Raw genomic sequence first — 21,036 nt, forward strand, 5'->3', positions numbered from 1 at the left:
GACCGCCCGCCGACCGGCGCACCTGACCGCACCCGACCGCACCCAGGGCTCAACCGCTTTCGTACGGCTCCCACTTCACCTCGTCGTTGCCGTACGTGTACGCCGGGCGCCCCCGCATCCCGCTCGTCCGGAACGGCTTCCCGTGGTCGTCGATCCGCAGCATCCCCTCACGCCCGCCGCTGCTCCACCTCAGCTCCAGGTACCAGGTCACGTCGTACCCCACGGCCTTCATGTCCAGGTTGAAGACCTCCACGTCCTCGGAGGTCACCTTGAACGGGAAGGGCCTGGCCGGGATCGAACGGTCGCCCTGCGTCCCCGGTACGGGCGTGATGATGGGGTGCCGCGTGTCGAGGTCGGAGGCGAAGGTCTGCGGCGCGATGCCGCTGCCGCAGCCGTTGCCCATGAGGTACGCCGACCAGGGCAGCGGCGCCTTGCGGGAGAGCACCCGCACGTACAGGCCCTTCAGGACGACCGCCTCGCGCGAGGTCCCCTGCACGGTCAGCTGGAGCAGCATGTTCCCGGCGTCGACCCCGCCGTACGACTCGGCCCAGGCCCGCCGGTCCTGCGGCGGGGGAGGCGGGGAGACCCCCTTGGGCCCCCGGTCCAGCAGATAGAACTGGCCGCAGGGCTCGTCCCAGTTGTACGAGGAGATGGTGACGGCGGGCGGCGCACCGAGCCCCGTACCACCGCCCTCCGCCCCTCCCCCACCGGAACCGGAACTCGCGGGCCCGCCCCCGCTCTCCGAGGACCCGGCCGACGGCGTACCGGAGGACGAGGACAGCGACGACGGGGAAGCGCCCGGGGAGGACGGGGAGCCCGGGGACGGCGAGGAGGGGGGCGTGGCCGGGGTGCGGTCCGGGGGCGCGAGGGGCGCGTCCCCCTCCGGTGCGCCCCGGTCCGGAGCGGCGGCCGCACCCCCGGACCGCGACCCGGCGAGATCGGCGGCGACCACGGCGGTCGGCACGAGGAGGGCGGCGACCCCGGCGGCGGCGATCAGGACCCGCGTACGCCGGGAGAGCCGGGACCAGCGGGCCGGGCGGCCACGTCCGTCACCGGCGGGCGGCGGCGGGCCGGTGACGAGGGCGGCCGGCGCGGACGCGGGCTCGGGTTCCGGTACGGAAGCGGGCGCGGGCGCGCGCCCGGCTGCCGGTACAGGCGCGGGCCCGGTCTCCGGTACGAGGGTGGGCGCGGGCCCACTCCCCGGTACGGGCCCAGGCACAGCGCCGGGCCCGGTCCCGGTCCCCGTACCCGTCCCGGTCCCGTGCTCGGCCGCAGACACCGGAGCGACCGGTTCCGGAGCGGTCTGCTGCTGGGCGGCCGGTTCCGTGACCCTCCCGCCCACCGCCGCCCCCGGAGGCCTCCGCCGGGCCGCGTCCGCCACGATCCACCGCCGGTGCACCTCCACCAGCTCGTCGCCGCTCGCGCCGCAGAGCCGGGCGAACCGCTCGACGGGGGCGTACTCGTTGGGCACCGCGTCCCCGTTGCAGTAGCGGTGCAGGGTCGACGTGCTGACGTGCAGTCTTCCGGCGAGCACCCCGTAGCTACGCCCCGAACGGCCCTTCAGTTCCTTCAGCAGGGCCGCGAAATGCTCGGCCTCCGGCGTCGCCACGACGGCGTTCCCCTCCCTGGTCCGTCCCGGAACGGCGTTCCAGGGACGCGGAATTCCCGCAGGTCACCGTATGCGTAGACGTTCCGGCATCCCCAATGGTTCGCCGGGCGTTGCGTCCGGAACCGGCCACGCCACAAGCTCGGACCGACCGATCCACAGCACCGTCCGCACCACCGAACACGGGGAGTACCACCGCCATGCGCACCCACCGCTTCCGCACCACCACGCTCGCCGCCACCGCACTCGTGGCCGCCCTCTCGCTGACCGCCTGCGCCGGGAACGAGGGCACGAAGAGCGCGGGCCCGGCCCCCGCCGCCGCCTCGACCCCGGCGGCGACGGGCACGGACGCCACCCCGGGGCCCGCCGCGTCGGAGACGCCGGAGTCCTCCGCGTCCCCCGAGGCCCCGGCCTCCTCCGGCGAGAACACCGCGCCCCACAGCGCCACCACCAAGGCGCCGCAGGCGACCAAGGCGACCCCGGCCGCCTCCGCGGCCCGCACTGCCTGCACGACGGCGAACACCCGGGTGACGGTCACCCAGGTCTCCCGCCCGATCAACCACCTGCTGCTCACCCTGAAGAACACCGGCTCCGGCCTCTGCGACGCCTACTACGCACCGCATCTCGGCTTCGACGGAGCCCAGTCCGTCTTCCCGATCCTGGAGGACAGCAAGCCGCAGGCGGTCGTCACGCTCGCGCCGGGCGAGGAGGCGTACGCGGGCATCGGCCTCACCGGCGAGCCCGGCCAGAGCAAGCTGTACAAGAGCAAGAACCTGAGGGTGTTCTTCGCCAAGCGGAACGGCTCCACCTACGACAAGCCCGCCACGCTGAAGCTCCCGGCCGAGACGTCCTGGGACGGGAACGGCTTCGTCACCTACTGGCAGTCGGACCGGGCGACGGCCCTCACGTTCTGACCCCCTGGGGACTCACCCCCCGGAACACCGCTGGCCAGCACCTGACGTGCCGTAGCACCGCGCGACCCGTACAGATTTGTTGTACGGGTCGCGCAGGCGTGAAGGGGGTTCCGGGGTGGGAGGGGGAACCGTATGCACCCCAGAAAGCGACAGCGTAAGAACGCGTCGACGATGAAGCTCGTGGGCAAGCTCCTGGCCCGGTTCCGCACCGAGGCGGGCATGACCCAGGCCGAACTGGCCCTGGCAGCAGGCGTACAGGAGGACACGATCGCCTCCATCGAGCAGGGCAGACGCTCGCTCGTACCGGATCTGGCGGAGACGGTCGACGATCTGCTGGACACCAAGGGGGCGTTGTCGACGGCGGTCGACAACATGCCGGAGTTCGACCTGATCCCGCTGTGGGCCGAGCACTACCTCAACATGGAGCACGAGGCGCTGGCGCTCTCCTGGTACGACAACCAAGTCATCCCGGGCCTGCTCCAGACGAAGGCGTACGCGGACGCGGTGTTCCGCAACAGGATCCCCGTGTACAGCCCGGAGGAGATCGAGACGCACACGGCGACGCGGCTGCAACGCCAGCAGATCCTGGACCGGAAGAAGCCGCCGACGATCAGCATGGTGATCTGGGAGCCGGTGCTGATGATGAAACTGACGTCGGACGAGGACCACCGGGAGCAGTTGCGCCACCTCCAGGCGGTGGCCCAACTCCCGGGCGTCTGCCTCCAGGTGCTCCCGCTCGACAGCACGGCCCACGCGGGCCTCAACGGCCCCTTCACCCTCCTGGAGACACCGGACCACCAGCACATCGCCTACACCGAGACCCAGCGCGGCAGCCACCTGATCTCCGACCGGAACGAGATCAGCATCCTCGCCCAGAAATATGCGATGCTGCGAGCCCAGGCGCTCACCCCTTTCAAGACCCTGCGCCTGCTGGCCCGTTCACTGGGAGAGACATGAGCACCGCACTGAACTGGTTCAAGTCGAGCCACAGCGGCGACGAAGGCGGCCAGTGCCTCGAAGTCGCGTACGACTGGCGGAAGTCGAGCTACAGCTCCGACGAAGGCGGGGCCTGCGTCGAGATCGCCGCGCATCCCGCCGCCGTCCACGTCCGGGACTCGAAGGACACCGAGGGCCCGACGTTCACCGTCACACCCCAGGCCTGGTCGGCGTTCGCCGCCTACGCGGCCACCGCCTGACGACCGCCGTCACCCCTTCTGAGACCCTGCGCTTGCCGGCCCGTTCACTGGGAGAGACATGAGCACAGCACTTAACTGGTTCAAGTCGAGCTACAGCGGCAGCGAAGGCGGGGCATGCGTCGAAGTCGCCTACCACTGGCAGAAGTCGAGCCACAGCTCCGACGAAGGCGGGCAGTGCGTCGAGATCGCCGCGCACCCCGCCGCCGTCCACGTCCGCGACTCGAAGGACACCGAGGGCCCGACGTTCACCGTCACACCCCAGGCCTGGTCGGCGTTCGCCGCCTACGCGGCCACCGCCTGACCCCCGTCGCTGCCCCTGCCCATCACCGTAAGCCTCATCCCCGGACCGTCTCGTAACGGAGCATCGCAACCCCGTTCCCGAAGGTCCGGGTCTCCACCAGCCGGAGCCTCTGCCGCTCCTCGCTGTCCCGGAAGAAGCGGCGGCCCCGGCCGAGGATGACGGGGTGGACGTAGACCCGGTACTCGTCGATCAGATCGGCCCGCCGGAACGACTCCAGAAGGTCCGCCCCGCCGACCGCCAAATCCCCCCGGGCGGCGTCCCGCAGACCGCGCACCTGCTCGGGGTCGACCTCGTGGAACAGGGTCGCGTTCGGCCCCACGCTCTCCAGCGTCCGGGAGAAGACGAACTTCGGCATGTCCCGCCAGATGCCGGCGAATTCGGCCATCACACCTTCGTTGGCCGGGTCCTGATCGGCGGTCGGCCAGAACTCCTCCATCAGCTCATAGGTGACGCGCCCCTCGACGAAGCCGCCCATGGTCCGGAAGTAGTCGTTGAAGTGCTGGTGCAGCTCCTCGTCGACGGTGTGCCAGTCGATGTCGTGGTCGGGCCCCTCGAAGAATCCGTCGAGGGAGAGCGAGATGGACGTGATGATCCTGGCGGGGCGGGGCCCGGAGCCGTCCGTGGAGTGGCTCATGAGGGGGTTCCTTCCTGTCGCCGGACCATCTCGGCGATCCAGACGGGTGCGTACGGGGACGTGCAGTTCGGCGGGGTCGGATAGTCCTTGAGCACCTCCAGCCGCTCCCCGATGGCGACGGCACGGGCGCGGCGCTCGGGGTGGTGGATGCCGATCTGGGCCAGGCAGTGGTTCATCGCCCACTGGAGACGGTCCGGGGCGCCCTTCATCTCCGCCTCGACGGTGTCCAGCAGCCCGTCGAGGTCGAGGCCCTCGGGCTTCTTCGCCACCCGCTCGGTGGTCAGCGCCCATCCGGCGCTCGCCACCACCGGGTCGGGATCGGCGGTCCAGGCGAGGCGCAGTTCCTCGGCGTACGGACTCTTCTTCACGACGTAGTTGACGAGCCAGTCGTGCACCTTGGGGGCGCGGGCCTCGCGGAGCATGGTGTCCAGCTCGTCCCGGCCGTAGGCCTTCGGCCGGGAGACCAGGACGGCCAGGAGCCGGGCGGCGGTGTCGCCGGTGGCCCAGAGTTCGCGGGCGAGGTCGGGCTGCGTCTTCAGCCGCTTGGCGACGGCGCGGAGCTTGCCGAGGTGGACGCCGTGGTCGTCGCCGTGCCGCTCGTTGACTGCGCGCGTCTTCGGATCGTCGAGTCCGGCCAGCTCGGCCATGACCTCCGCCACCGCTGTCCCGGCCATCGGGTCTCCCGTCGTCCACACGTGGGTCCAGCCTAGAGCGGGTGGCGGCCTGCGCACCTCGGCGGCGCAAGGCGTTGTCCTCCGGGCTCCGGGACCGGGCGCGAGGCCCCGCGCGCTCGCTCCGGCGACCCGGGCATGGCCTCAGCGCCTCGGCGCCCGGGCGTGGCCTCCGCGCTCCGGCATCGGGCGTGGTCTCCGCGTGCTCCGGCACAAGGCGTTGTCAGTGGGGCCGCCTAAGGTCTGGTTCATGGCGACGCTTCCGAACCCCCTGCCCGATCTGGCCTCTTCCGGCCTGGATCTCCCGCCCGGCTCCCTGGTGGACGGGACGCTGGACGGCCCCTGGCACGAACCGCTGCTCTGGTACGCGGACGGGCCCGCCGCGCCCCGCGACTGGACGGTCCTGCGCACGGCCGGGCGGCGGCTGGGGCTGCTGCCGGTGCTGGTCACCGGCGGCGCGCGCGACCAGTGGCCCGACGCGTGGGACCTGCACCCGGGCGGCACGTCGTATCCCGGCGACCACGACGCCGACGAGGTGCTGGCGGGGTACTGGACGGACTACGCGCACGAGGAGGTGGACCTCGACTCCGACGGCTCCGGCTCCGAGGCCGCCGCGGGCTCCGGCACCGGGGTCACCGCCGCCGGCTCCGGCGACGAGGACGGCCGCGGCTCCTGGCCCGGTCTCGCCCCGGCCCCGGCGGCGGAGTCCGGCGAGGACCCGGACGAGGCCGCCGCGGGCCTGGCGGGCGTGATCACCGCCGACCCGGACAGCTGGCTCGGCGGGGCCCGGATGGCGCTCGTCCCGGCCCGCCGCAGCGCGGACATACCGGCGTCGATCGGCTGGTCGGGACCGATGAACCACGAGAACGACGTGGCCCGGCTCTGCGCGGTGCTCCGCTCCTGGGAGGACCGGTACGACGCCCGCGTCGTGGCGCTCGGCTTCGACACCATGATCGTTTCCGTGGGGCGCCCGCCGACCACCCCGGAGGAGGCCCGCGCGCTCGCCGCCGAGCACTACGCGTTCTGCCCGGACAACATCGACCAGTCCCCGCCGTACGACCTGGAGGTCTACGCGCAGAAGCGGCTGCTCGACCAGGAAGTGTGGTCGTTCTGGTGGGACTGACCTCGGACCGCGGGGCCGGAGAGCGCTCGGACCTCACCCGGATCAAGAAGTGGTGGCGCGGGCTGGGCGGCGCGGACTTCGTCGCCCTGCCCCCGCCCACCCGGAGCCGCTACACCCAGTCCGACGGCCACGAGGACGCCGCCGAGCTGTTCGCGGCCCGGGGGATCACCGGGCGCGCCTCCTTCGCGTACTGGCACTGGCAGTCCCACGCCGCCTTCGACCGCGCCGGCGCGCTCCGGGGCCCGCTGTATCTGCACTGGGGCGGCGACCACGCCACGGTCGCCGGGGGCCTCGGGCCGGGCCCGGACGGCTACCGGCTCGTCGGCAACGGGCCGCGCGGCGCGTTCGAGCTGGACCGGGTCACGGCGACGGACCCCGACGGGCTGCCCGACCCGCAGGACGAGGCAGGCGTGCGCCAGTTCCTCGACCGGATCGGCGCCGACCGCCACGGCCACCCCGCCTCCCCGCTCACCGGCCCCGAGGAGCGCTGGCTGCACGACCGCCTGGCCGGACCGACCGGGCCGGTCACCGCCGCCGGCCCCTTCGCCGCCACCGACCCGGTCACCGCCACCGACCGCTTCGCCACCGCCCTGGAGCTGCGGCAGGCGCTGACGCCCGAGGAGGCCTCACGGCTGCTGGCCGCCGGGCAGGAGGAGTACGCCGGGCGGCCGGCCGCGTGGCGCGGCTGGTGGCCCGTACTGAACGCGCTGCTGCGCCAGGGTCGCGAGGAGGCCTGGGAGCTGGCCGCCGCCCTCGGCCCGGCCCCGGCCGACACCCTGGCCGAGCACCCCTCCCCACGGGCCCTGGACGCCCTGCGCGCCCTGGTGCTCGCCGGTCACGACGAGGCCGTCCGCGCCTGGTTCCGTACGTACCGGACGCTCCACGAACCCGACCCGTACGCCGCCGCCCGGGCGCTCTGCGCGGAGCTGCCCGACCGGGAGACCGTCCGGGCCGCGCTGCTGGGCGCGGTGCGCACCGCCGTGACGGAGGAGTGGCGCACCGCCCACCCGGACGCGGACCAGGAGCTGGCCCGGTCCGCCGCCGCCCTCACCGCCGTCCGGCTCACCACGGACGGCCGGCTGCCCCGCCCCCTGCGCGTGGCGGCGGCACGGGCGGCGTACGACCAGGTCGCCCATGTCCGCGAGCGCGCCGCCCGCGCCACCGGCCCCGAAGCGGCCGAGGCGCTGGCCGCCGCCGACCGGTACGAGGCCGTCCGCGACGAGCTGCTGGCGGGCACCGGCCCGGACCTGACCAGCTACGAAGGGGCGCTCGGGGACCTCTGGCACCGCTACCGCACGCTCTCCCCAGCCGACACCGGGTGGCTGCGGGACCAAGTGGCCGACCCCGCCACCGGCGTCCAGGGCATCGCCTTCTGCCTGGAGCTGCTGTACGCCCACGGCGCGGCGGGCGAGGCGGAGGTCCGGGCCCTCCTGCCGCGCTGGAAGAAGGAGCTGGCCAAGCAGTACCGCACCACCTACACCGAGTGGCGCCACCCCCTGGTCACCCTCACCTGTCTCGCCCAGGACCTGGCCCACCCGGCCGCCGACGAACTGCTGGCCTGGTGGGCGAAGCCCAAGCCGCTCTGGAAGGATCCCCTCCGGCTGCTCACCCACCTCGGCGCCCCCGACGAGGCGAAGGCCGCCGAGCTGTGGGAGTTCGTGGTCTCCGGCGGCCACGACACCGGCCACCTGATGACCTGGGTCCTGCTCCGCGCCCGGCTCGACGGCACCCACCCCCTGCTCGTGGCCGAGCGGCTGATCGGGGAGCCCGGCGTCCGGGAGTACGTCCTGCACCGGGTCCTGATCGGCGTGGCCGACCCCGCCCAGCCCCTCTGGCACTACGCCGTCGACCCGCGCAGCCACAGCTGGTGGCGGCGCGCCCAGGAGGTGGCGGACGACCCCCGGCTCCCCGCCGAGGCCCGCGCGATCGGGATGAAGGCGGCCCGGGAGCACTACGTCACGCGCCACCCGGACCAGGTCCGCCCGCCCCTCACGGACGGCGAGCTGACCGGGGCCCGCGCCTGGCTCGCAGCGAGAACGGCGGGAACGGACTGAACAGGAGGGCCGGAGAGCCCACGGCACCGACACGAACGCCCGGCGGCCGGCCGAGCCCCGACTGAGTCCCCGTACTCATGCGGGGCCCCGTCCCCGCACGGTTCACTCGTACGCATGCCCGACACCACACGCGACCCCCGTGCCTGGATCGCCCCGCTGGTCTGCACGCTCGTCACGCTGCCGATGGGGCTCGTCGCCCTCTTCATCGGCGGGCTCACCCCGATGGCGTGCGACGCGTGCGACGGGGCCGAGGCCGCCCGCTTCGACGCGAGCTTCGCCCCGGCGTGGACCGTGCTCTGCGTGGGCCTGCTGCTGACCCTGATGGTGCTGGTCGCGAGCTGGGCCATGCCCTGGCAGGTCCGCAACACGGGCCGCCGCGTGGGCCTGTCCCTGGCCGCACCTGCCACCACGATGGTCACTTTCGTAGCATTCATGGCACTGGTCGACTGGCCCTGACAGAAAGTGTCCACCCCCATGAACGACACACACCCCCCGACCACGGCAGCTGCCACCGCAGCGGCCGAAGCCGCAGAGCGCCTGATAGCCGAGTACCGGTCGCTGCCCCCGGGCAGTGACCGCAAGCGCGAGATCATCACCGAGCTGGACGCCAACGCGCAGGCGCTGCCGTTCCTCGTCTCGGTGGTCGCGGACGCCGAGGAGTACGACCTCGCCCGCGTCGAGAGCGCCACCGTCCTGCGGGTCTGGCCCCCGGCCGACCCCGACCTCCGCCGCCGTGCGGGCCGCGCCCTGCTCACCGCCCTGCGGGAGCCGGAGGAGGACCTCGTCCGCCAGTACGCGGCGATGTCCCTGGCGCCCTACACCTCCGACCCGCTGGTCGCGATGGCCCTGGACTCCACCGCCCGCGCGGACCAGGACCCGCTCGTCCGGGACAGCGCCCGCTTCTCCATCATGGAGGCCCACCGGCTCCAGGAGGCCGGAGCCGGCGGCCCCTGAGGACTCTCAGCTCCTGCCGGGCGCTCCGAGCCACTGGGCGACCTCGGTCGCCCAGTAGGTGAGGATCATCTGCGCCCCGGCCCGCCGGATCCCGGTCAGGCTCTCCAGGATCGCCTTGTCCCGGTCGATCCAGCCCTTCTCGGCGGCGGCCTCGATCATCGCGTACTCGCCGCTGATCTGGTACGCCGCGACCGGCACGTCCACCGACTCCGCGACCTTGGCGAGGATGTCCAGATACGGTCCGGCGGGCTTCACCATGACCATGTCGGCGCCCTCCGCCAGGTCGAGCGCCAGCTCCCGCAGCGACTCCCGGGCGTTGGCCGGGTCCTGCTGGTAGGTCTTGCGGTCGCCGGTGAGCGAGGAGCCGACGGCCTCGCGGAAGGGGCCGTAGAAGGCGGAGGAGTACTTCGCGGTGTAGGCGAGGATCGACACGTCCTCGTGGCCGGTCTGGTCCAGGGCGTCCCGGATCACGCCGACCTGACCGTCCATCATCCCGCTGGGGCCCACCACATGGGCCCCGGCGTCCGCCTGGACCTGGGCCATCTCCGCGTACCGCTCCAGGGTCGCGTCGTTGTCCACCCGGCCGTCGTCGGTGAGGACCCCGCAGTGCCCGTGGTCGGTGTACTCGTCCAGGCACAGGTCCGACATGACGACCAGGTCGTCCCCGACCTCCTCGCGCACCGCCCGCAGGGCGACCTGGAGGATCCCGTCCGGGTCGGTGCCCGCCGTCCCCCGGGCGTCCTTCTTCGCGTCCTCCGGCACCCCGAAGAGCATGATCCCCGAGACCCCGGCCGTCACCGCCTCGACGGCCGCCTTCCGCAGGGTGTCCAGGGTGTGCTGGTGCACACCGGGCATGGCCGAGATGGCGACCGGGGCGTCGATGCCCTCCCGGACGAACGCGGGGAGGATCAGGTTCGCCGGGTCGAGCCGGGTCTCGGCGACCATCCGCCGCATCGCCGGGGTCGTCCGCAGCCGCCGGGGGCGGGAGCCGGGGAAGTTTCCGTACGCAGTCATCCTTCGACGATAGACCCGTACGCAGCACGGTCTTACCGACACCGATACCGGCAAAGACACCCCCGCAGCGGCACCCGCCGACACCGCCCCGCCCACGGCAACGGCACCCGACGACACCGCCCCGCCCACGGCAGCGGGCCCGGCCGCCGAAGCGACCGGGCCCGTTCACCGCCGTAACTCCGCTACGTCGTCGTCCGGCGCCTGCGCGCGCCCGGGCGGCGCTCGCTCGGCCGGGTCACCGGGTCACCGGCCTCCTTCGCCGCGTCCCGCCGCTGCGCGCCGAAGGCGGCCAGCGCCTCGGCGAGCTTGTGCACGGACGGCTCCGGGGACAGGACGTCCACGCGCAGGCCGTGCTCCTCGGCGGTCTTCGCGGTGGCCGGGCCGATACACGCGATGACGGTCACGTTGTGCGGCTTGCCCGCGATGCCGACCAGGTTCCGGACGGTCGAGGACGAGGTGAACAGGACCGCGTCGAAGCCGCCGCCCTTGATCGCCTCGCGGGTGTCGGCCGGCGGCGGCGAGGCGCGGACCGTGCGGTAGGCGGTGACGTCGTCGACCTCCCAGCCCAGCTCGATCAGCCCGGCCACCAGGGTCTCGGTGGCGATGTCGGCGCGCGGCAGGAACACCCGGTCGATCGGGTCGAAGACCGGGTCGTAGGGCGGCCAGTCCTCCAGCAGCCCGGCGGCGGACTGCTCACCGGAGGGCACCAGGTCCGGCTTCACACCGAAGTCGACCAGGGCGGCGGCGGTCTGCTCACCGACGGCCGCGACCTTGATCCCGGCGAACGCCCGGGCGTCGAGACCGTACTCCTCGAACTTCTCCCGGACCGCCTTGACGGCGTTGACGCTGGTGAAGGCGATCCACTCGTAGCGGCCGGTGACCAGGCCCTTGACCGCGCGCTCCATCTGCTGGGGCGTACGCGGCGGCTCGACGGCGATCGTCGGGACCTCGTGCGGCACGGCACCGTACGAACGCAGCTGGTCGGAGAGCGAGGCGGCCTGCTCCTTGGTGCGCGGGACGAGCACCTTCCAGCCGAACAGCGGCTTCGACTCGAACCAGGCCAGCTGGTCGCGCTGGGCGGCGGCGCTGCGCTCACCGACCACGGCTATGACCGGCCGGTGCCCCTCCGGCGAGGGGAGCACCTTGGCCTGCTTGAAGACCTGGGCGATCGTCCCGAGGGTCGCCGTCCAGGTGCGCTGGCGGGTGGTGGTGCCCGCGATCGTCACCGTGAGCGGGGTGTCGGGCTTGCGCCCGGCCGAGACCAGCTCACCGGCGGCGGCCGCGACCGCGTCCAGCGTGGTGGAGACGACGGCGGTCGCGTCGCTCGCGCCGACCTCGCTCCAGCACCGGTCGGTGGCCGTACGCGCGTCGACGAAGCGGACGTCGGCGCCCTGCGCGTCGCGCAGCGGCACTCCGGCGTACGCGGGCACGCCGACGGCGTTCGCCACGCCCGGGACGACCTCGAAGGGCACCCCGGCGGCGGCGCAGGCGAGCATCTCCGCGCCCGCGTCCCCGTCCAGGCCCGGGTCGCCCGCCACGGCACGGACCACCCGCCTGCCGCCCTTCGCAGCCTCCATGACAAGATTGGCCGCATCCCTGAGAACGGGTACTCCGGCGGCTGTTGACGCCACGTCAACAACCGTCAGCTCAGGCGTGCTCACGCCTGCCCGCGCATGGCCGCGAACGACATCGAGCACATCGGGCTCGGCGACAAGGACGTCCGCGCTCGCAAGCGCCTCGACGGCGCGCAGCGTCAGCAGTCCCGGGTCGCCGGGACCGGCGCCGAGGAAGGTGACCTGACCTTGGGGGGACAGGGGCGGAAAGTCGGATGCGGCGGGGCCGGTGGGGCTCAAAGTGCTCGCTCCCCCATAAGACCGGCCGCACCCTTGGCGAGCATCTCGGCCGCGAGTTCGCGACCGAGGGCCGCCGCGTCGTCGTACGACGTGGGGACGGGACCGGTGGTGGACAGCTGTACCAGCGAGGAACCGTCGGTGGTACCGACGACTCCGCGCAGGCGCAGTTCGTTGACAACCTGTCCGTCGACCAGGAGGTCGGCCAGCGCACCCACGGGTGCGGAGCAGCCGGCCTCCAGGGCGGCGAGCAGGGCGCGCTCGGCGGTCACGGCGGCCCGGGTGTACGGGTCGTCGAGTTCCGCGAGCGCGGCGGCGAGGTCGGCGCTGGACGCGGCGCACTCGATCGCCAGTGCTCCCTGGCCGGGAGCGGGCAGGACGGTGTCGACCGGCAGGAAGTCGGTGACTTCGCCGGTCCGGCCGAGACGGCTGAGCCCGGCGGCGGCGAGGACCACCGCGTCGAGCTCCCCGTCACGCACGAACCCGATCCGCGTGTCGACGTTGCCCCGGATGGGGACGGTCTCGATCCGCAGGCCGTGGGAGCGCGCGTGCGCGTTGAGCTGCGCCATGCGGCGCGGCGAGCCGGTGCCGACACGGGCACCGTCGGGCAGCTGCTCGAAGGTCAGCCCGTCGCGGGCCACCAGGGCGTCGCGGGGGTCCTCGCGCTGCGGCACGGCGGCCAGCACCAGCTCGTCGGGCTGGCTGGTGGGGAGGTCCTTGAGCGAGTGGACGGCGAAGTCCACCTCGCCCCGCAGGAGCGCCTCGCGCAGGGCGGCGACGAACACACCGGTGCCGCCGATCTGCGCCAGGTGCTCGCGGGAGACGTCCCCGTACGTGGTGATCTCGACGAGCTCGACGGCGCGCCCGGTCACCTCGCGTACCGCCTCGGCCACCATGCCGGACTGGGCCATGGCCAGTTGGGAGCGCCGGGTGCCCAGCCGGAGCGGCGCGGCGCTCCGCGCGTCCGGCGTTGAGTTGTCGGTCATGACCGCCCTCTATTCGGGTCGTTCAGGTCGGCCCGGGAGACGGCGGCCACCGTCTGCGGGTCGAGGTCGAAGAGTTCGCGCAACGCGTCCGCGTACCCGGCGCCGCCGGGCTCGCTGGCCAGCTGCTTGACCCGCACGGTGGGCGCGTGCAGGAGTTTGTCGACGACGCGGCGCACGGTCTGGGTGATCTCGGCGCGCTGCTTCTCGTCCAGGTCGGGGAGGCGGCCGTCCAGCCGGGCGATCTCGCCGGCGACCACGTCGGCGGCCATGGTGCGCAGGGCGACCACGGTCGGGGCGACATGGGCGGCGCGCTGGGCGGCGCCGAAGGCGGCCACCTCGTCGGCGACGATCGTGCGGACCCGGTCCACGTCGGCGGCCATCGGCGCGTCGGCGGAGGCGTCCGCGAGCGACTCGATGTCGACGAGGCGGACCCCGTCGATGCGGTGGGCGGCGCCGTCGATGTCGCGCGGCATGGCGAGGTCGAGCAGGGCGAGCTTCACCGGCCCGGTGGACTGCGCGGGCAGCGTGACGCGGCGCGGTGCGGCGGCCGGGGCTGCCGGGGCCTGCGGGGCGGAGGTGGCGGAACCGTTCTCCACCCAGGCGGCGTGCTGGTCGACGTCGGCCGGGGCCGGGATCGGGGCGAGGGCGACGGCGGGGGCCTCGGCCGGGGCGTCCAGGGTGGTGCCGAGGGCGTCCGCGAGGGTGTCGGCGGTGAGGACGAGGCCGGTGGAGCCGGTGCAGGAGACCACGATGTCGGCACGTGTCAGTTCGTCACCGACCGCGGACATCTCGACGGCCCGGGCGCGCACGGTGGTGTCGTCGCCCTGCCGGAGGATCTCGACCAGCCGGTCGGCGCGGGCCCGGGTCCGGTTGGCGACGGCGATCTCCGCGACGCCGGTACGGGCCAGGGTGGCGGCGGCCAGCGAGGACATCGAGCCGGCGCCGATCACCAGGGCGCGCTTGCCCTGGGCCCAGAGCCCCGGATCGGCCCCGGCGGCGAGCTGCTGGAGCCCGAAGGTGACGAGCGACTGCCCGGCCCGGTCGATGCCGGTCTCGCTGTGGGCGCGCTTGCCGACCCGCAGGGCCTGCTGGAAGAGGTCGTTGAGCAGCCGCCCGGCGGTGTGCAGCTCCTGGCCGCGGGCGAGCGCGTCCTTGATCTGGCCGAGGATCTGGCCCTCGCCGACGACCATCGAGTCCAGTCCGCAGGCCACCGAGAAGAGGTGGTGGACGGCCCGGTCCTCGTAGTGCACATAGAGATACGGAGTCAGCTCCTCCAGCCCGACGCCGCTGTGCTGGGCGAGCAGGGTGGACAGCTCCGCGACGCCCGCGTGGAACTTGTCCACGTCGGCGTACAGCTCGATGCGGTTGCAGGTGGCCAGCACGGCGGCCTCGGTCGCGGGTTCCGCGGCGAGGGTGTCCTGGAGCAGCTTGGCCTGGGTGTCGGCAGCGAGGGAGGCCCGCTCCAGTACGGAGACGGGGGCGCTGCGGTGGCTCAGTCCGACGACGAGGAGGCTCATGCGGGCATCACGGCGGGCATGTCCCCGTCGGGTCCCTTCCGGCTCGCGGGCGTGGCACGCATCGGCGGGGCCTCGGGGTCCTCGCCCTCCGCGGGCGCGTCCTCGCCGGCCTTGCGCTGCTCGTGGAAGGCCAGGATCTGCAGCTCGATGGAGAGGTCGACCTTGCGCACGTCGACGCCCTCGGGCACCGAGAGAACGGTCGGCGCGAAGTTCAGGATGGAGGTCACCCCGGCGGCCACGAGCCGGTCGCAGACCTGCTGGGCGGCGCCGGGCGGGGTGGTGATCACCCCGATGGACACACCGTTGTCGCTGATGATGCGGTCCAGGTCGTCCGTGTGCTGGACGGGGATCCCGGCCACCGGCGTACCGGCCATGGCGGGGTCGGCGTCGATCAGCGCCGCGACCCGGAAGCCGCGGGAGGCGAAGCCGCCGTAGTTGGCGAGGGCCGCGCCGAGGTTACCGATGCCGACGATGGCGACCGGCCAGTCCTGGGTGAGGCCCAGCTCGCGGGAGATCTGGTAGACGAGGTACTCGACGTCGTACCCGACACCGCGGGTGCCGTAGGAGCCCAGGTAGCTGAAGTCCTTGCGGAGCTTCGCGGAGTTGACCCCGGCGGCGGTGGCCAGTTCCTCCGAGGAGACCGTGGGTACGGATCGCTCGGAGAGCGCGGTGAGGGCGCGCAGATACAGCGGAAGCCGGGCGACGGTGGCCTCGGGAATTCCTCGGCTACGGGTCGCCGGTCGGTGTGTTCGGCCAGTTGCCACGGTGCTCCTGCGGGATGAGCGGGGCTGCAGGCGGCCGTATGTCCCAAGACCGCCCCGTCGAATGCAGGCTATGTCTTTGTGAACGCGTGCACAAAGATGGTGTCCGTTTTGTCCGGTCAAAGTGACCGGGGTCACGCACATTCCCCGCGCGATCCCGGAACCAAGGACCGCATCATCCCGTTGCAGCCTCGAAGGGGGCAAAGCGGTACACACTCCTCACGTCCACTCCCCCGAGACCACTCAAAACGCCCATGATGTTAACCGAGTTTCACGTCCGCCCCCAGCGCCTTGCGCAGCCTCGCGGGGTCCACCCGCCAGAACGTGTGCTGTTCGCCATCGATCAGCACCACCGGAATCTGCTCCCAGTACTCCTTGTACAGCTCCTCGTCCTCGGTGATGTCCTTCTCCACCCATGACGCCCCGGTCTCGGCGCAGACCGCGCCGACCACCGCCCGGGCGTCCTCGCACAGATGGCAGCCGGGCTTCCCCACCAGGGTGACCACCCGGTCGGCGGGCTTCTTCTTCGTACGGCGCAGCAGCGGACTCATGCTCTCCATTCTGCGCCCACGATGCCTAGTTACTGGGCCTGCGATGCCTAGTAACTAGGCATCGCCCGCCCGGCACCGGACCGCCCGGTATCGCCCGATTAACGGTTCGGCCCCGCAGAGTTCACGCCGTCGCATCCCGGCAGGTCGGGCAGGTACGGACGGACTGGCTATGCTCACCGCATGGCCGCTCTTGGATGGCTCACCCCCCGTAGGCGTTCCGCGACTGCACGGAGCGTCCTGGCAGGCGAGGCCGCGGCCGAGGCCGCACGCAAGACCTCGGCCGAGGACGAGTCCGCCCTTCTGACCGGGACCCCCGAAGAGACCCCCGGCGAACCGCCCGAGCAGGCTCCCGAGGAGCCCGCCTTCCCGGTCGCCGGGGACGACCGCGCCGCCGCCTTCTTCGACCTCGACAACACCGTCATGCAGGGCGCCGCGATCTTCCACTTCGGCCGGGGCCTGTACAAGCGGAAGTTCTTCGAGCGCCGCGAGCTGACCCGGTTCGCCTGGCAGCAGGCCTGGTTCCGGCTGGCCGGCGTCGAGGACCCCGAGCACATGCAGGACGCCCGCGACAGCGCGCTCTCCATCGTCAAGGGCCACCGCGTCTCCGAGCTGATGTCCATCGGCGAGGAGATCTACGACGAGTACATGGCCGACCGCATCTGGCCCGGCACCCGCGCCCTGGCCCAGGCCCACCTCGACGCCGGCCAGCGCGTCTGGCTGGTCACCGCCGCCCCCGTCGAGACGGCCACCATCATCGCCCGCCGCCTCGGCCTGACCGGCGCGCTCGGCACCGTCGCGGAGTCGGTCGACGGCGTCTACACCGGCCGCCTGGTGGGCGAGCCCCTGCACGGCCCCGCCAAGGCCGAGGCCGTACGCGCCCTGGCGGCGGCCGAGGGGCTGGACCTGGAGCGGTGCGCCGCCTACAGCGACTCGCACAACGACATCCCGATGCTCTCGCTGGTCGGCCACCCCTACGCGATCAATCCGGACACCAAGCTCCGCAAGCACGCCCGCGCCCGCGACTGGCGGCTGCGCGACTACCGCACCGGCCGCAAGGCGGCCAAGGTCGGCATCCCCGCCGCGGCCGGGGTCGGCGCCCTGGCGGGCGGTACGGCCGCCGCTCTCGCGCTGCACCGACGCCGCCGCTGAACCACCGCCGCAGGGGCGGCAGATCGACAGATCACGAAGCAATTCGATCAATAACTGATCACTATGCGCTACCCGTTGCATCACTTAGCGATGCAAGAAACGACGTAATCGGTGATTTAGACAACTGGGTGTAGTGCCGCCTGCACGAAGCGTTATTCTCCTCAGACGCATCACGGAGACCGCCGCTCGCTACGACGAGTGACGTTTTTCGAACTGCTCGTGATGGAAGCTCTGCCTCTGGGAGTCCCGTGTACCCACACGTCGGGGTTGACGCCTCGGGCCTGGCTACGCTGCGTGCATCGGTCATCGACCGCTTGCGCGGCTTCGTCCCCACCGCGTACGCCGTCCCCGCCTTTGCCACCCCTGCACCTGTCGGCCCCTGCTACGCGATGGCCGAGCGGAGTGCGGCGGTCGGAAGACGCAGCACCCGCGCGGCCTCGGCCACGTCGACCGTCCGCCGTCCCACGGCCGACAGCGACAGCGCGCGCATGATGGATCTCGTCGAGCGCGCCCAGGCCGGTGAGGCGGACGCCTTCGGCCGCCTCTACGACCAGTACAGCGACACCGTGTACCGGTACATCTACTACCGCGTGGGCGGCAGGGCGACCGCGGAGGACCTCACCAGCGAGACCTTCCTGCGCGCGCTCCGCCGGATCTCCACGTTCACCTGGCAGGGCCGCGATTTCGGCGCCTGGCTGGTCACGATCGCTCGCAACCTGGTCGCGGACCACTTCAAATCCAGTCGTTTCCGACTGGAAGTGACCACCGGTGAGATGCTCGACGCCAACGAGGTGGAGCGCTCCCCCGAGGACTCCGTCCTGGAGTCCCTCTCCAACGCCGCGCTGCTCCAGGCCGTGCGCCGGCTCAATCCGCAGCAGCAGGAGTGCGTCACGCTCCGCTTCCTGCAGGGCCTCTCGGTCGCCGAGACGGCCCGGGTGATGGGGAAGAACGAGGGCGCGATCAAGACCCTGCAGTACCGCGCCGTACGGACGCTCGCCCGGCTGCTGCCGGACGACGCCCGCTGACCGGAACCGGCGCATCCGGCGCCGGTGAGTGACCGTCCCCTCACGCACTGGTCCGATCATCTTTCGTGCGTAACCCAAGTGCCGCGCCACTCGTTGTGCCGGTTGCAGGCCCCCTGCCGTCACCCCATGTCCGTCGCCACTCACTCCATCGAGTGGAAACGCTCAAGGTGTGCAACTTCCGGACCGCCAGGGGAGTCGACCGTCATGACGAGAGGAGGTGCCGCCAGTGATCGCAAACGTTTCGGCACACCGGCGGGCGAACGCCTTCGCCCAGGCCCTGGAGGAGCAGACGCCCCAGGGTGCGGCGGCCGTACAGCCCGAGGAGCCGGCCGACCAGGCCGACCGCGGACCGCTGTTGGCCCTGGCGAACGGCCTCGGTGAGCTACCGAAGCCGCAGTTGGACCCCGAGGTCAAAGAGGTGCAGCGAGCCCAGCTCGTCGCCGCCATGGAGGCCATGTTCGCCGAGGGCGGCGCATCGACGGGCCCTACGGTGCCCGTGCAACGGGGCAAGGGGGCCCACCGGGCCTCTCCACTGCGCAGACTGCGTCCCCGCTCCCGCTGGGCGAAGGGGCTCACCGCCGGCGGCCTCACCGTGGGTGTGGCGGCCGGCGCCTTCGGCGGAGTGGCCGCTGCCAGCTCCGACGCCCTGCCCGGTGACTCGCTGTACGGGCTGAAGCGCGGGATGGAGGACATCAGCCTCGGCATGACCAAGGGCGACACCGACCGCGGCGAGGCCTATCTCGACCAGGCCTCCACCCGCCTCAACGAGGCCCGCAGACTCATGGAGCGCGGCCGCGCCGGAGAGCTGGACCACGAATCCCTCGGCGCCGTCAGACGCGCGCTCAACGGCATGTCGCACGACGCCTCCGAAGGCCACCGCCTCCTCCACTCCGCCTACCAGCGCGACGGCTCCATCGGCCCCATCCAGGCCCTGGACACCTTCTCGCGCTCGCACCGCGCCACCTGGAGCAGCCTCAGCGACCGGCTCCCCGTCCAGCTCACCGACATCCGCGACCAGGTGAGTTCCGTCTTCGAAGCCATAGAGGACGACGTCGCCCCGCTCCAGTCCCTCCTCCCCCGCCCCCCGGGCGGCGGCAAGGAGAGCACCGAGCGCTCCGACACCACCACCCCGGCCCCCGGCTCCCCCAGGACCGACGGCCCCTCCCCCGCGCCCCCCTCCCAGTCCGAGGGAAGCGCCGACTCCAGCACCGCACCGAAGCCCTCCGGACCGTCGGACTCCTCCGACCCCTCCGGCTCGGCCCCGGCCGACGGCCTCCTCGGCGGCGGTACGGACGGACTGCTCGACGACCTTCCCACCGACGGGCTCACCCAGCCGTCCCCGGAAGACCGGCCCAGCACCACGCCCCGCCCCGCCCCGGACGTCACCCTGCCGCCGCTGCTCCCCGGCCTCCTGCCGGGCCTGGGCATCGACGGGGAGAACCTCAAGCCCAAGCCGTAACCACGGGCATGGGGAGGGGCCGGTACGCACTCCGCGTACCGGCCCCTCCGCACACCTCGGAGCAGCCCGGAATCGGCAGCGGGCCGGAAGAAGCGCGGCCCGGAACCGGAGCGGCCCGGAAGAAGCGCGGCCCGGAAGAGGCGCGGCTCAGAAGAAGACCGACCGCCGCTGCACCAGCAGCTTGTACAGCGTGTGCTGGATCTGCTCCCGTACCTGGTCCGTCAGGTTGAACATCAGCATCGGGTCCTCCGCCGCCTCCGGCGGATACGCCTCCGTCGGGATCGGCTCACCGAACTGGATCGTCCACTTCGTCGGCAGCGGCACCGCGCCCAGCGGCCCGAGCCACGGGAAGGTCGGCGTGATCGGGAAGTACGGGAAGCCCAGCAGCCGGGCCAGCGTCTTCGCGTTGCCGATCATCGGGTAGATCTCCTCGGCGCCCACGATCGAGCACGGCACGATCGGCGCCCCCGCCCGCAGCGCCGTCGAGACGAACCCGCCCCGCCCGAACCGCTGGAGCTTGTACCGGTCACCGAACGGCTTCCCGATCCCCTTGAAGCCCTCCGGCATCACCCCGACGATCTCGCCCAGCTCCAGCAGCCGCTGCGCGTCCTCCGCACAGGCCAGCGTGTGCCCGGCCTTGCGCGCCAGCTCGTTGACGACCGGCAGATGGAAGACCAGATCGGCGGCGAGCAGCCGCAGATGGCGCTCGGCCGGGTGGTGGTCGTGCACCGCGACCTGGAGCATCAGCCCGTCCAGCGGCAGCGTCCCGGAGTGGTTGGCCACGATGAGCGCCCCGCCCTCCGACGGGATGTTCTCGACGCCCTTCACCTCGACCCGGAAGTACTTCTCCGCCAGCGGACGCAGCGCCGACATCAGGACCTGGTCGGTCAGCTCCTTGTCGTAGCCGAACTCGTCGACCTCGTACTCGCCGGTGACCCGCCGCCGCAGGAACGCGAGCCCGCCCGCGATCCGCCGGTCCCAGCCACCGCCGCCCGCCTCATCCGCGGGGGAGGTCGCCGCCTCCTGGGCCTCCTGGGGCTGCCGAGGCTGCTGAGCCCCCGCCACAGCCCCCTCCGGGACCTCCGGAGCGCCTTCCGGCGGCTCGGGGAGCCGGCCGCCCGGCAGGGCGCTCACGGCGGCCGAGGAGCCGTCGCCCCGGGCCCCGGAACCCGCCGCCCCCGTCCGGCGCCGGGCCGGACGCGAGCCGCCACCGGACCGCGAACGGTCGTCGTCGAACGGAATGACCTTGGCGTCCGCCATCGTGACCGCGC

Annotated in this window: 21 protein-coding genes; 11 read left to right on the plus strand and 10 right to left on the minus strand. The window is 72.8% G+C overall.

Annotated elements, in window-relative coordinates; translation table 11 throughout:
• Window positions 1-49: 49 nt before the first annotated feature.
• Window positions 50-1,609: a helix-turn-helix domain-containing protein gene (locus ACQ9ZG_RS13805; protein WP_499280589.1), complete on the minus strand. Its 1,560-nt coding sequence runs from the start codon at window positions 1,607-1,609 to the stop codon at window positions 50-52.
• Window positions 1,610-1,806: 197 nt separating this feature from the next.
• Between ACQ9ZG_RS13805 and ACQ9ZG_RS13810 the strand changes: the two genes are divergently transcribed.
• The 4 genes from ACQ9ZG_RS13810 to ACQ9ZG_RS13825 all read left to right on the plus strand — a co-directional run bounded on the left by ACQ9ZG_RS13810 (window position 1,807) and on the right by ACQ9ZG_RS13825 (window position 4,017).
• Entirely contained in the window at window positions 1,807-2,520 is a 714-nt protein-coding gene (locus tag ACQ9ZG_RS13810) for a DUF4232 domain-containing protein (protein WP_109916843.1), read from the plus strand.
• Window positions 2,521-2,691: 171 nt separating this feature from the next.
• Window positions 2,692-3,477 carry a helix-turn-helix domain-containing protein gene (locus tag ACQ9ZG_RS13815; RefSeq protein WP_109916842.1) on the plus strand — a complete coding sequence of 262 codons (786 nt, stop codon included), beginning with the start codon at window positions 2,692-2,694 and terminating at the stop codon, window positions 3,475-3,477.
• Window positions 3,474-3,716: a DUF397 domain-containing protein gene (locus ACQ9ZG_RS13820; RefSeq protein WP_109916841.1), complete on the plus strand. Its 243-nt coding sequence runs from the start codon at window positions 3,474-3,476 to the stop codon at window positions 3,714-3,716. Before ACQ9ZG_RS13815 ends, ACQ9ZG_RS13820 begins: the two co-directional genes overlap by 4 nt.
• Window positions 3,717-3,774: 58 nt before the next feature.
• The gene (locus ACQ9ZG_RS13825; RefSeq protein WP_109916840.1) at window positions 3,775-4,017 is read left to right on the plus strand and encodes a DUF397 domain-containing protein; all 243 of its coding nucleotides are present in this window, start codon (window positions 3,775-3,777) and stop codon (window positions 4,015-4,017) included.
• A gap of 34 nt (window positions 4,018-4,051) precedes the next feature.
• On the opposite strand, the gene ACQ9ZG_RS13830 is transcribed toward ACQ9ZG_RS13825, so the two are convergent.
• Window positions 4,052-4,651 carry a dihydrofolate reductase family protein gene (locus ACQ9ZG_RS13830; RefSeq protein WP_109916839.1) on the minus strand — a complete coding sequence of 200 codons (600 nt, stop codon included), beginning with the start codon at window positions 4,649-4,651 and terminating at the stop codon, window positions 4,052-4,054.
• Window positions 4,648-5,325, minus strand: coding sequence for a DNA alkylation repair protein (locus ACQ9ZG_RS13835; RefSeq protein ID WP_109916838.1), 678 nt, complete (start codon window positions 5,323-5,325; stop codon window positions 4,648-4,650). The genes ACQ9ZG_RS13830 and ACQ9ZG_RS13835 overlap by 4 nt, the downstream gene beginning before the upstream one ends.
• A 247-nt stretch (window positions 5,326-5,572) precedes the next feature.
• Here ACQ9ZG_RS13835 and ACQ9ZG_RS13840 point away from each other — a divergent pair, with 247 nt between their 5' ends.
• The 4 genes from ACQ9ZG_RS13840 to ACQ9ZG_RS13855 all read left to right on the plus strand — a co-directional run bounded on the left by ACQ9ZG_RS13840 (window position 5,573) and on the right by ACQ9ZG_RS13855 (window position 9,453).
• Window positions 5,573-6,445, plus strand: coding sequence for a DUF4253 domain-containing protein (locus ACQ9ZG_RS13840; protein WP_499280591.1), 873 nt, complete (start codon window positions 5,573-5,575; stop codon window positions 6,443-6,445).
• Window positions 6,424-8,499 (plus strand): serine/threonine-protein kinase, encoded by a 2,076-nt coding sequence (locus ACQ9ZG_RS13845; RefSeq protein ID WP_499280593.1) that lies wholly within the window; start codon window positions 6,424-6,426, stop codon window positions 8,497-8,499. The genes ACQ9ZG_RS13840 and ACQ9ZG_RS13845 overlap by 22 nt, the downstream gene beginning before the upstream one ends.
• Before the next feature lie 114 nt (window positions 8,500-8,613).
• Window positions 8,614-8,955, plus strand: coding sequence for a hypothetical protein (locus ACQ9ZG_RS13850; RefSeq protein ID WP_028417355.1), 342 nt, complete (start codon window positions 8,614-8,616; stop codon window positions 8,953-8,955).
• 18 nt (window positions 8,956-8,973) lie between these two features.
• Window positions 8,974-9,453, plus strand: a complete 480-nt coding sequence (locus ACQ9ZG_RS13855) for a hypothetical protein (RefSeq protein ID WP_018489217.1) — start codon at window positions 8,974-8,976, stop codon at window positions 9,451-9,453.
• A gap of 6 nt (window positions 9,454-9,459) precedes the next feature.
• On the opposite strand, the gene hemB is transcribed toward ACQ9ZG_RS13855, so the two are convergent.
• The 6 genes from hemB to ACQ9ZG_RS13885 form a co-directional block, all read right to left on the minus strand.
• Window positions 9,460-10,467, minus strand: a complete 1,008-nt coding sequence (gene hemB, locus ACQ9ZG_RS13860) for a porphobilinogen synthase (protein WP_028417354.1) — start codon at window positions 10,465-10,467, stop codon at window positions 9,460-9,462.
• A 182-nt stretch (window positions 10,468-10,649) separates the two neighbouring features.
• Window positions 10,650-12,320, minus strand: coding sequence for a bifunctional uroporphyrinogen-III C-methyltransferase/uroporphyrinogen-III synthase (locus ACQ9ZG_RS13865; RefSeq protein WP_084994415.1), 1,671 nt, complete (start codon window positions 12,318-12,320; stop codon window positions 10,650-10,652).
• Window positions 12,317-13,303 (minus strand): hydroxymethylbilane synthase, encoded by a 987-nt coding sequence (gene hemC, locus ACQ9ZG_RS13870; RefSeq protein WP_084994411.1) that lies wholly within the window; start codon window positions 13,301-13,303, stop codon window positions 12,317-12,319. Before hemC ends, ACQ9ZG_RS13865 begins: the two co-directional genes overlap by 4 nt.
• Complete coding sequence (locus ACQ9ZG_RS13875) at window positions 13,300-14,820, minus strand: glutamyl-tRNA reductase (RefSeq protein ID WP_499280594.1); 1,521 nt, start codon at window positions 14,818-14,820, stop codon at window positions 13,300-13,302. Before ACQ9ZG_RS13875 ends, hemC begins: the two co-directional genes overlap by 4 nt.
• Window positions 14,817-15,584: a redox-sensing transcriptional repressor Rex gene (locus ACQ9ZG_RS13880; RefSeq protein WP_018489212.1), complete on the minus strand. Its 768-nt coding sequence runs from the start codon at window positions 15,582-15,584 to the stop codon at window positions 14,817-14,819. The genes ACQ9ZG_RS13875 and ACQ9ZG_RS13880 overlap by 4 nt, the downstream gene beginning before the upstream one ends.
• Before the next feature lie 257 nt (window positions 15,585-15,841).
• Complete coding sequence (locus tag ACQ9ZG_RS13885; protein ID WP_084997121.1) at window positions 15,842-16,132, minus strand: glutaredoxin family protein; 291 nt, start codon at window positions 16,130-16,132, stop codon at window positions 15,842-15,844.
• A gap of 180 nt (window positions 16,133-16,312) precedes the next feature.
• Here ACQ9ZG_RS13885 and ACQ9ZG_RS13890 point away from each other — a divergent pair, with 180 nt between their 5' ends.
• The 3 genes from ACQ9ZG_RS13890 (at window position 16,313) to ACQ9ZG_RS13900 (ending at window position 19,765) form a co-directional block, all read left to right on the plus strand.
• A complete protein-coding gene (locus ACQ9ZG_RS13890) occupies window positions 16,313-17,281 on the plus strand; it encodes an HAD family hydrolase (protein ID WP_028417349.1) in 969 nt (322 codons plus the stop codon).
• 248 nt (window positions 17,282-17,529) lie between these two features.
• A complete protein-coding gene (locus ACQ9ZG_RS13895) occupies window positions 17,530-18,306 on the plus strand; it encodes an ECF subfamily RNA polymerase sigma factor, BldN family (protein WP_026237742.1) in 777 nt (258 codons plus the stop codon).
• 226 nt (window positions 18,307-18,532) lie between these two features.
• Window positions 18,533-19,765 carry a DUF5667 domain-containing protein gene (locus ACQ9ZG_RS13900; RefSeq protein ID WP_109916958.1) on the plus strand — a complete coding sequence of 411 codons (1,233 nt, stop codon included), beginning with the start codon at window positions 18,533-18,535 and terminating at the stop codon, window positions 19,763-19,765.
• 147 nt (window positions 19,766-19,912) lie between these two features.
• Here the strand turns inward: ACQ9ZG_RS13900 and ACQ9ZG_RS13905 are convergent, their stop codons facing one another.
• Entirely contained in the window at window positions 19,913-21,025 is a 1,113-nt protein-coding gene (locus tag ACQ9ZG_RS13905) for a lysophospholipid acyltransferase family protein (RefSeq protein WP_499280595.1), read from the minus strand.
• Between the last annotated feature and the right edge of the window lie 11 nt (window positions 21,026-21,036).

This window comes from Streptomyces araujoniae (assembly GCF_050871195.1).
In the GTDB taxonomy this organism is placed as follows: Bacteria; Actinomycetota; Actinomycetes; order Streptomycetales; family Streptomycetaceae; genus Streptomyces; species Streptomyces bacillaris.

What these genes read in the sequence shown, in the direction of transcription:
- ACQ9ZG_RS13810 (WP_109916843.1), top strand. Translation starts at nt 1,807, where the DNA reads ATGCGCACCCACCGCTTCCGCACCACCACGCTCGCCGCCACCGCACTC.
- ACQ9ZG_RS13815 (WP_109916842.1), top strand. Translation starts at nt 2,692, where the DNA reads ATGAAGCTCGTGGGCAAGCTCCTGGCCCGGTTCCGCACCGAGGCGGGC.
- ACQ9ZG_RS13820 (WP_109916841.1), top strand. Translation starts at nt 3,474, where the DNA reads ATGAGCACCGCACTGAACTGGTTCAAGTCGAGCCACAGCGGCGACGAA.
- ACQ9ZG_RS13825 (WP_109916840.1), top strand. Translation starts at nt 3,775, where the DNA reads ATGAGCACAGCACTTAACTGGTTCAAGTCGAGCTACAGCGGCAGCGAA.
- ACQ9ZG_RS13830 (WP_109916839.1), bottom strand. Translation starts at nt 4,651, where the DNA reads ATGAGCCACTCCACGGACGGCTCCGGGCCCCGCCCCGCCAGGATCATC.
- ACQ9ZG_RS13835 (WP_109916838.1), bottom strand. Translation starts at nt 5,325, where the DNA reads ATGGCCGGGACAGCGGTGGCGGAGGTCATGGCCGAGCTGGCCGGACTC.
- ACQ9ZG_RS13840 (WP_499280591.1), top strand. Translation starts at nt 5,573, where the DNA reads ATGGCGACGCTTCCGAACCCCCTGCCCGATCTGGCCTCTTCCGGCCTG.
- ACQ9ZG_RS13850 (WP_028417355.1), top strand. Translation starts at nt 8,614, where the DNA reads ATGCCCGACACCACACGCGACCCCCGTGCCTGGATCGCCCCGCTGGTC.
- ACQ9ZG_RS13855 (WP_018489217.1), top strand. Translation starts at nt 8,974, where the DNA reads ATGAACGACACACACCCCCCGACCACGGCAGCTGCCACCGCAGCGGCC.
- hemB (WP_028417354.1), bottom strand. Translation starts at nt 10,467, where the DNA reads ATGACTGCGTACGGAAACTTCCCCGGCTCCCGCCCCCGGCGGCTGCGG.
- hemC (WP_084994411.1), bottom strand. Translation starts at nt 13,303, where the DNA reads ATGACCGACAACTCAACGCCGGACGCGCGGAGCGCCGCGCCGCTCCGG.
- ACQ9ZG_RS13875 (WP_499280594.1), bottom strand. Translation starts at nt 14,820, where the DNA reads ATGAGCCTCCTCGTCGTCGGACTGAGCCACCGCAGCGCCCCCGTCTCC.
- ACQ9ZG_RS13885 (WP_084997121.1), bottom strand. Translation starts at nt 16,132, where the DNA reads ATGAGTCCGCTGCTGCGCCGTACGAAGAAGAAGCCCGCCGACCGGGTG.
- ACQ9ZG_RS13890 (WP_028417349.1), top strand. Translation starts at nt 16,313, where the DNA reads ATGGCCGCTCTTGGATGGCTCACCCCCCGTAGGCGTTCCGCGACTGCA.
- ACQ9ZG_RS13905 (WP_499280595.1), bottom strand. Translation starts at nt 21,025, where the DNA reads ATGGCGGACGCCAAGGTCATTCCGTTCGACGACGACCGTTCGCGGTCC.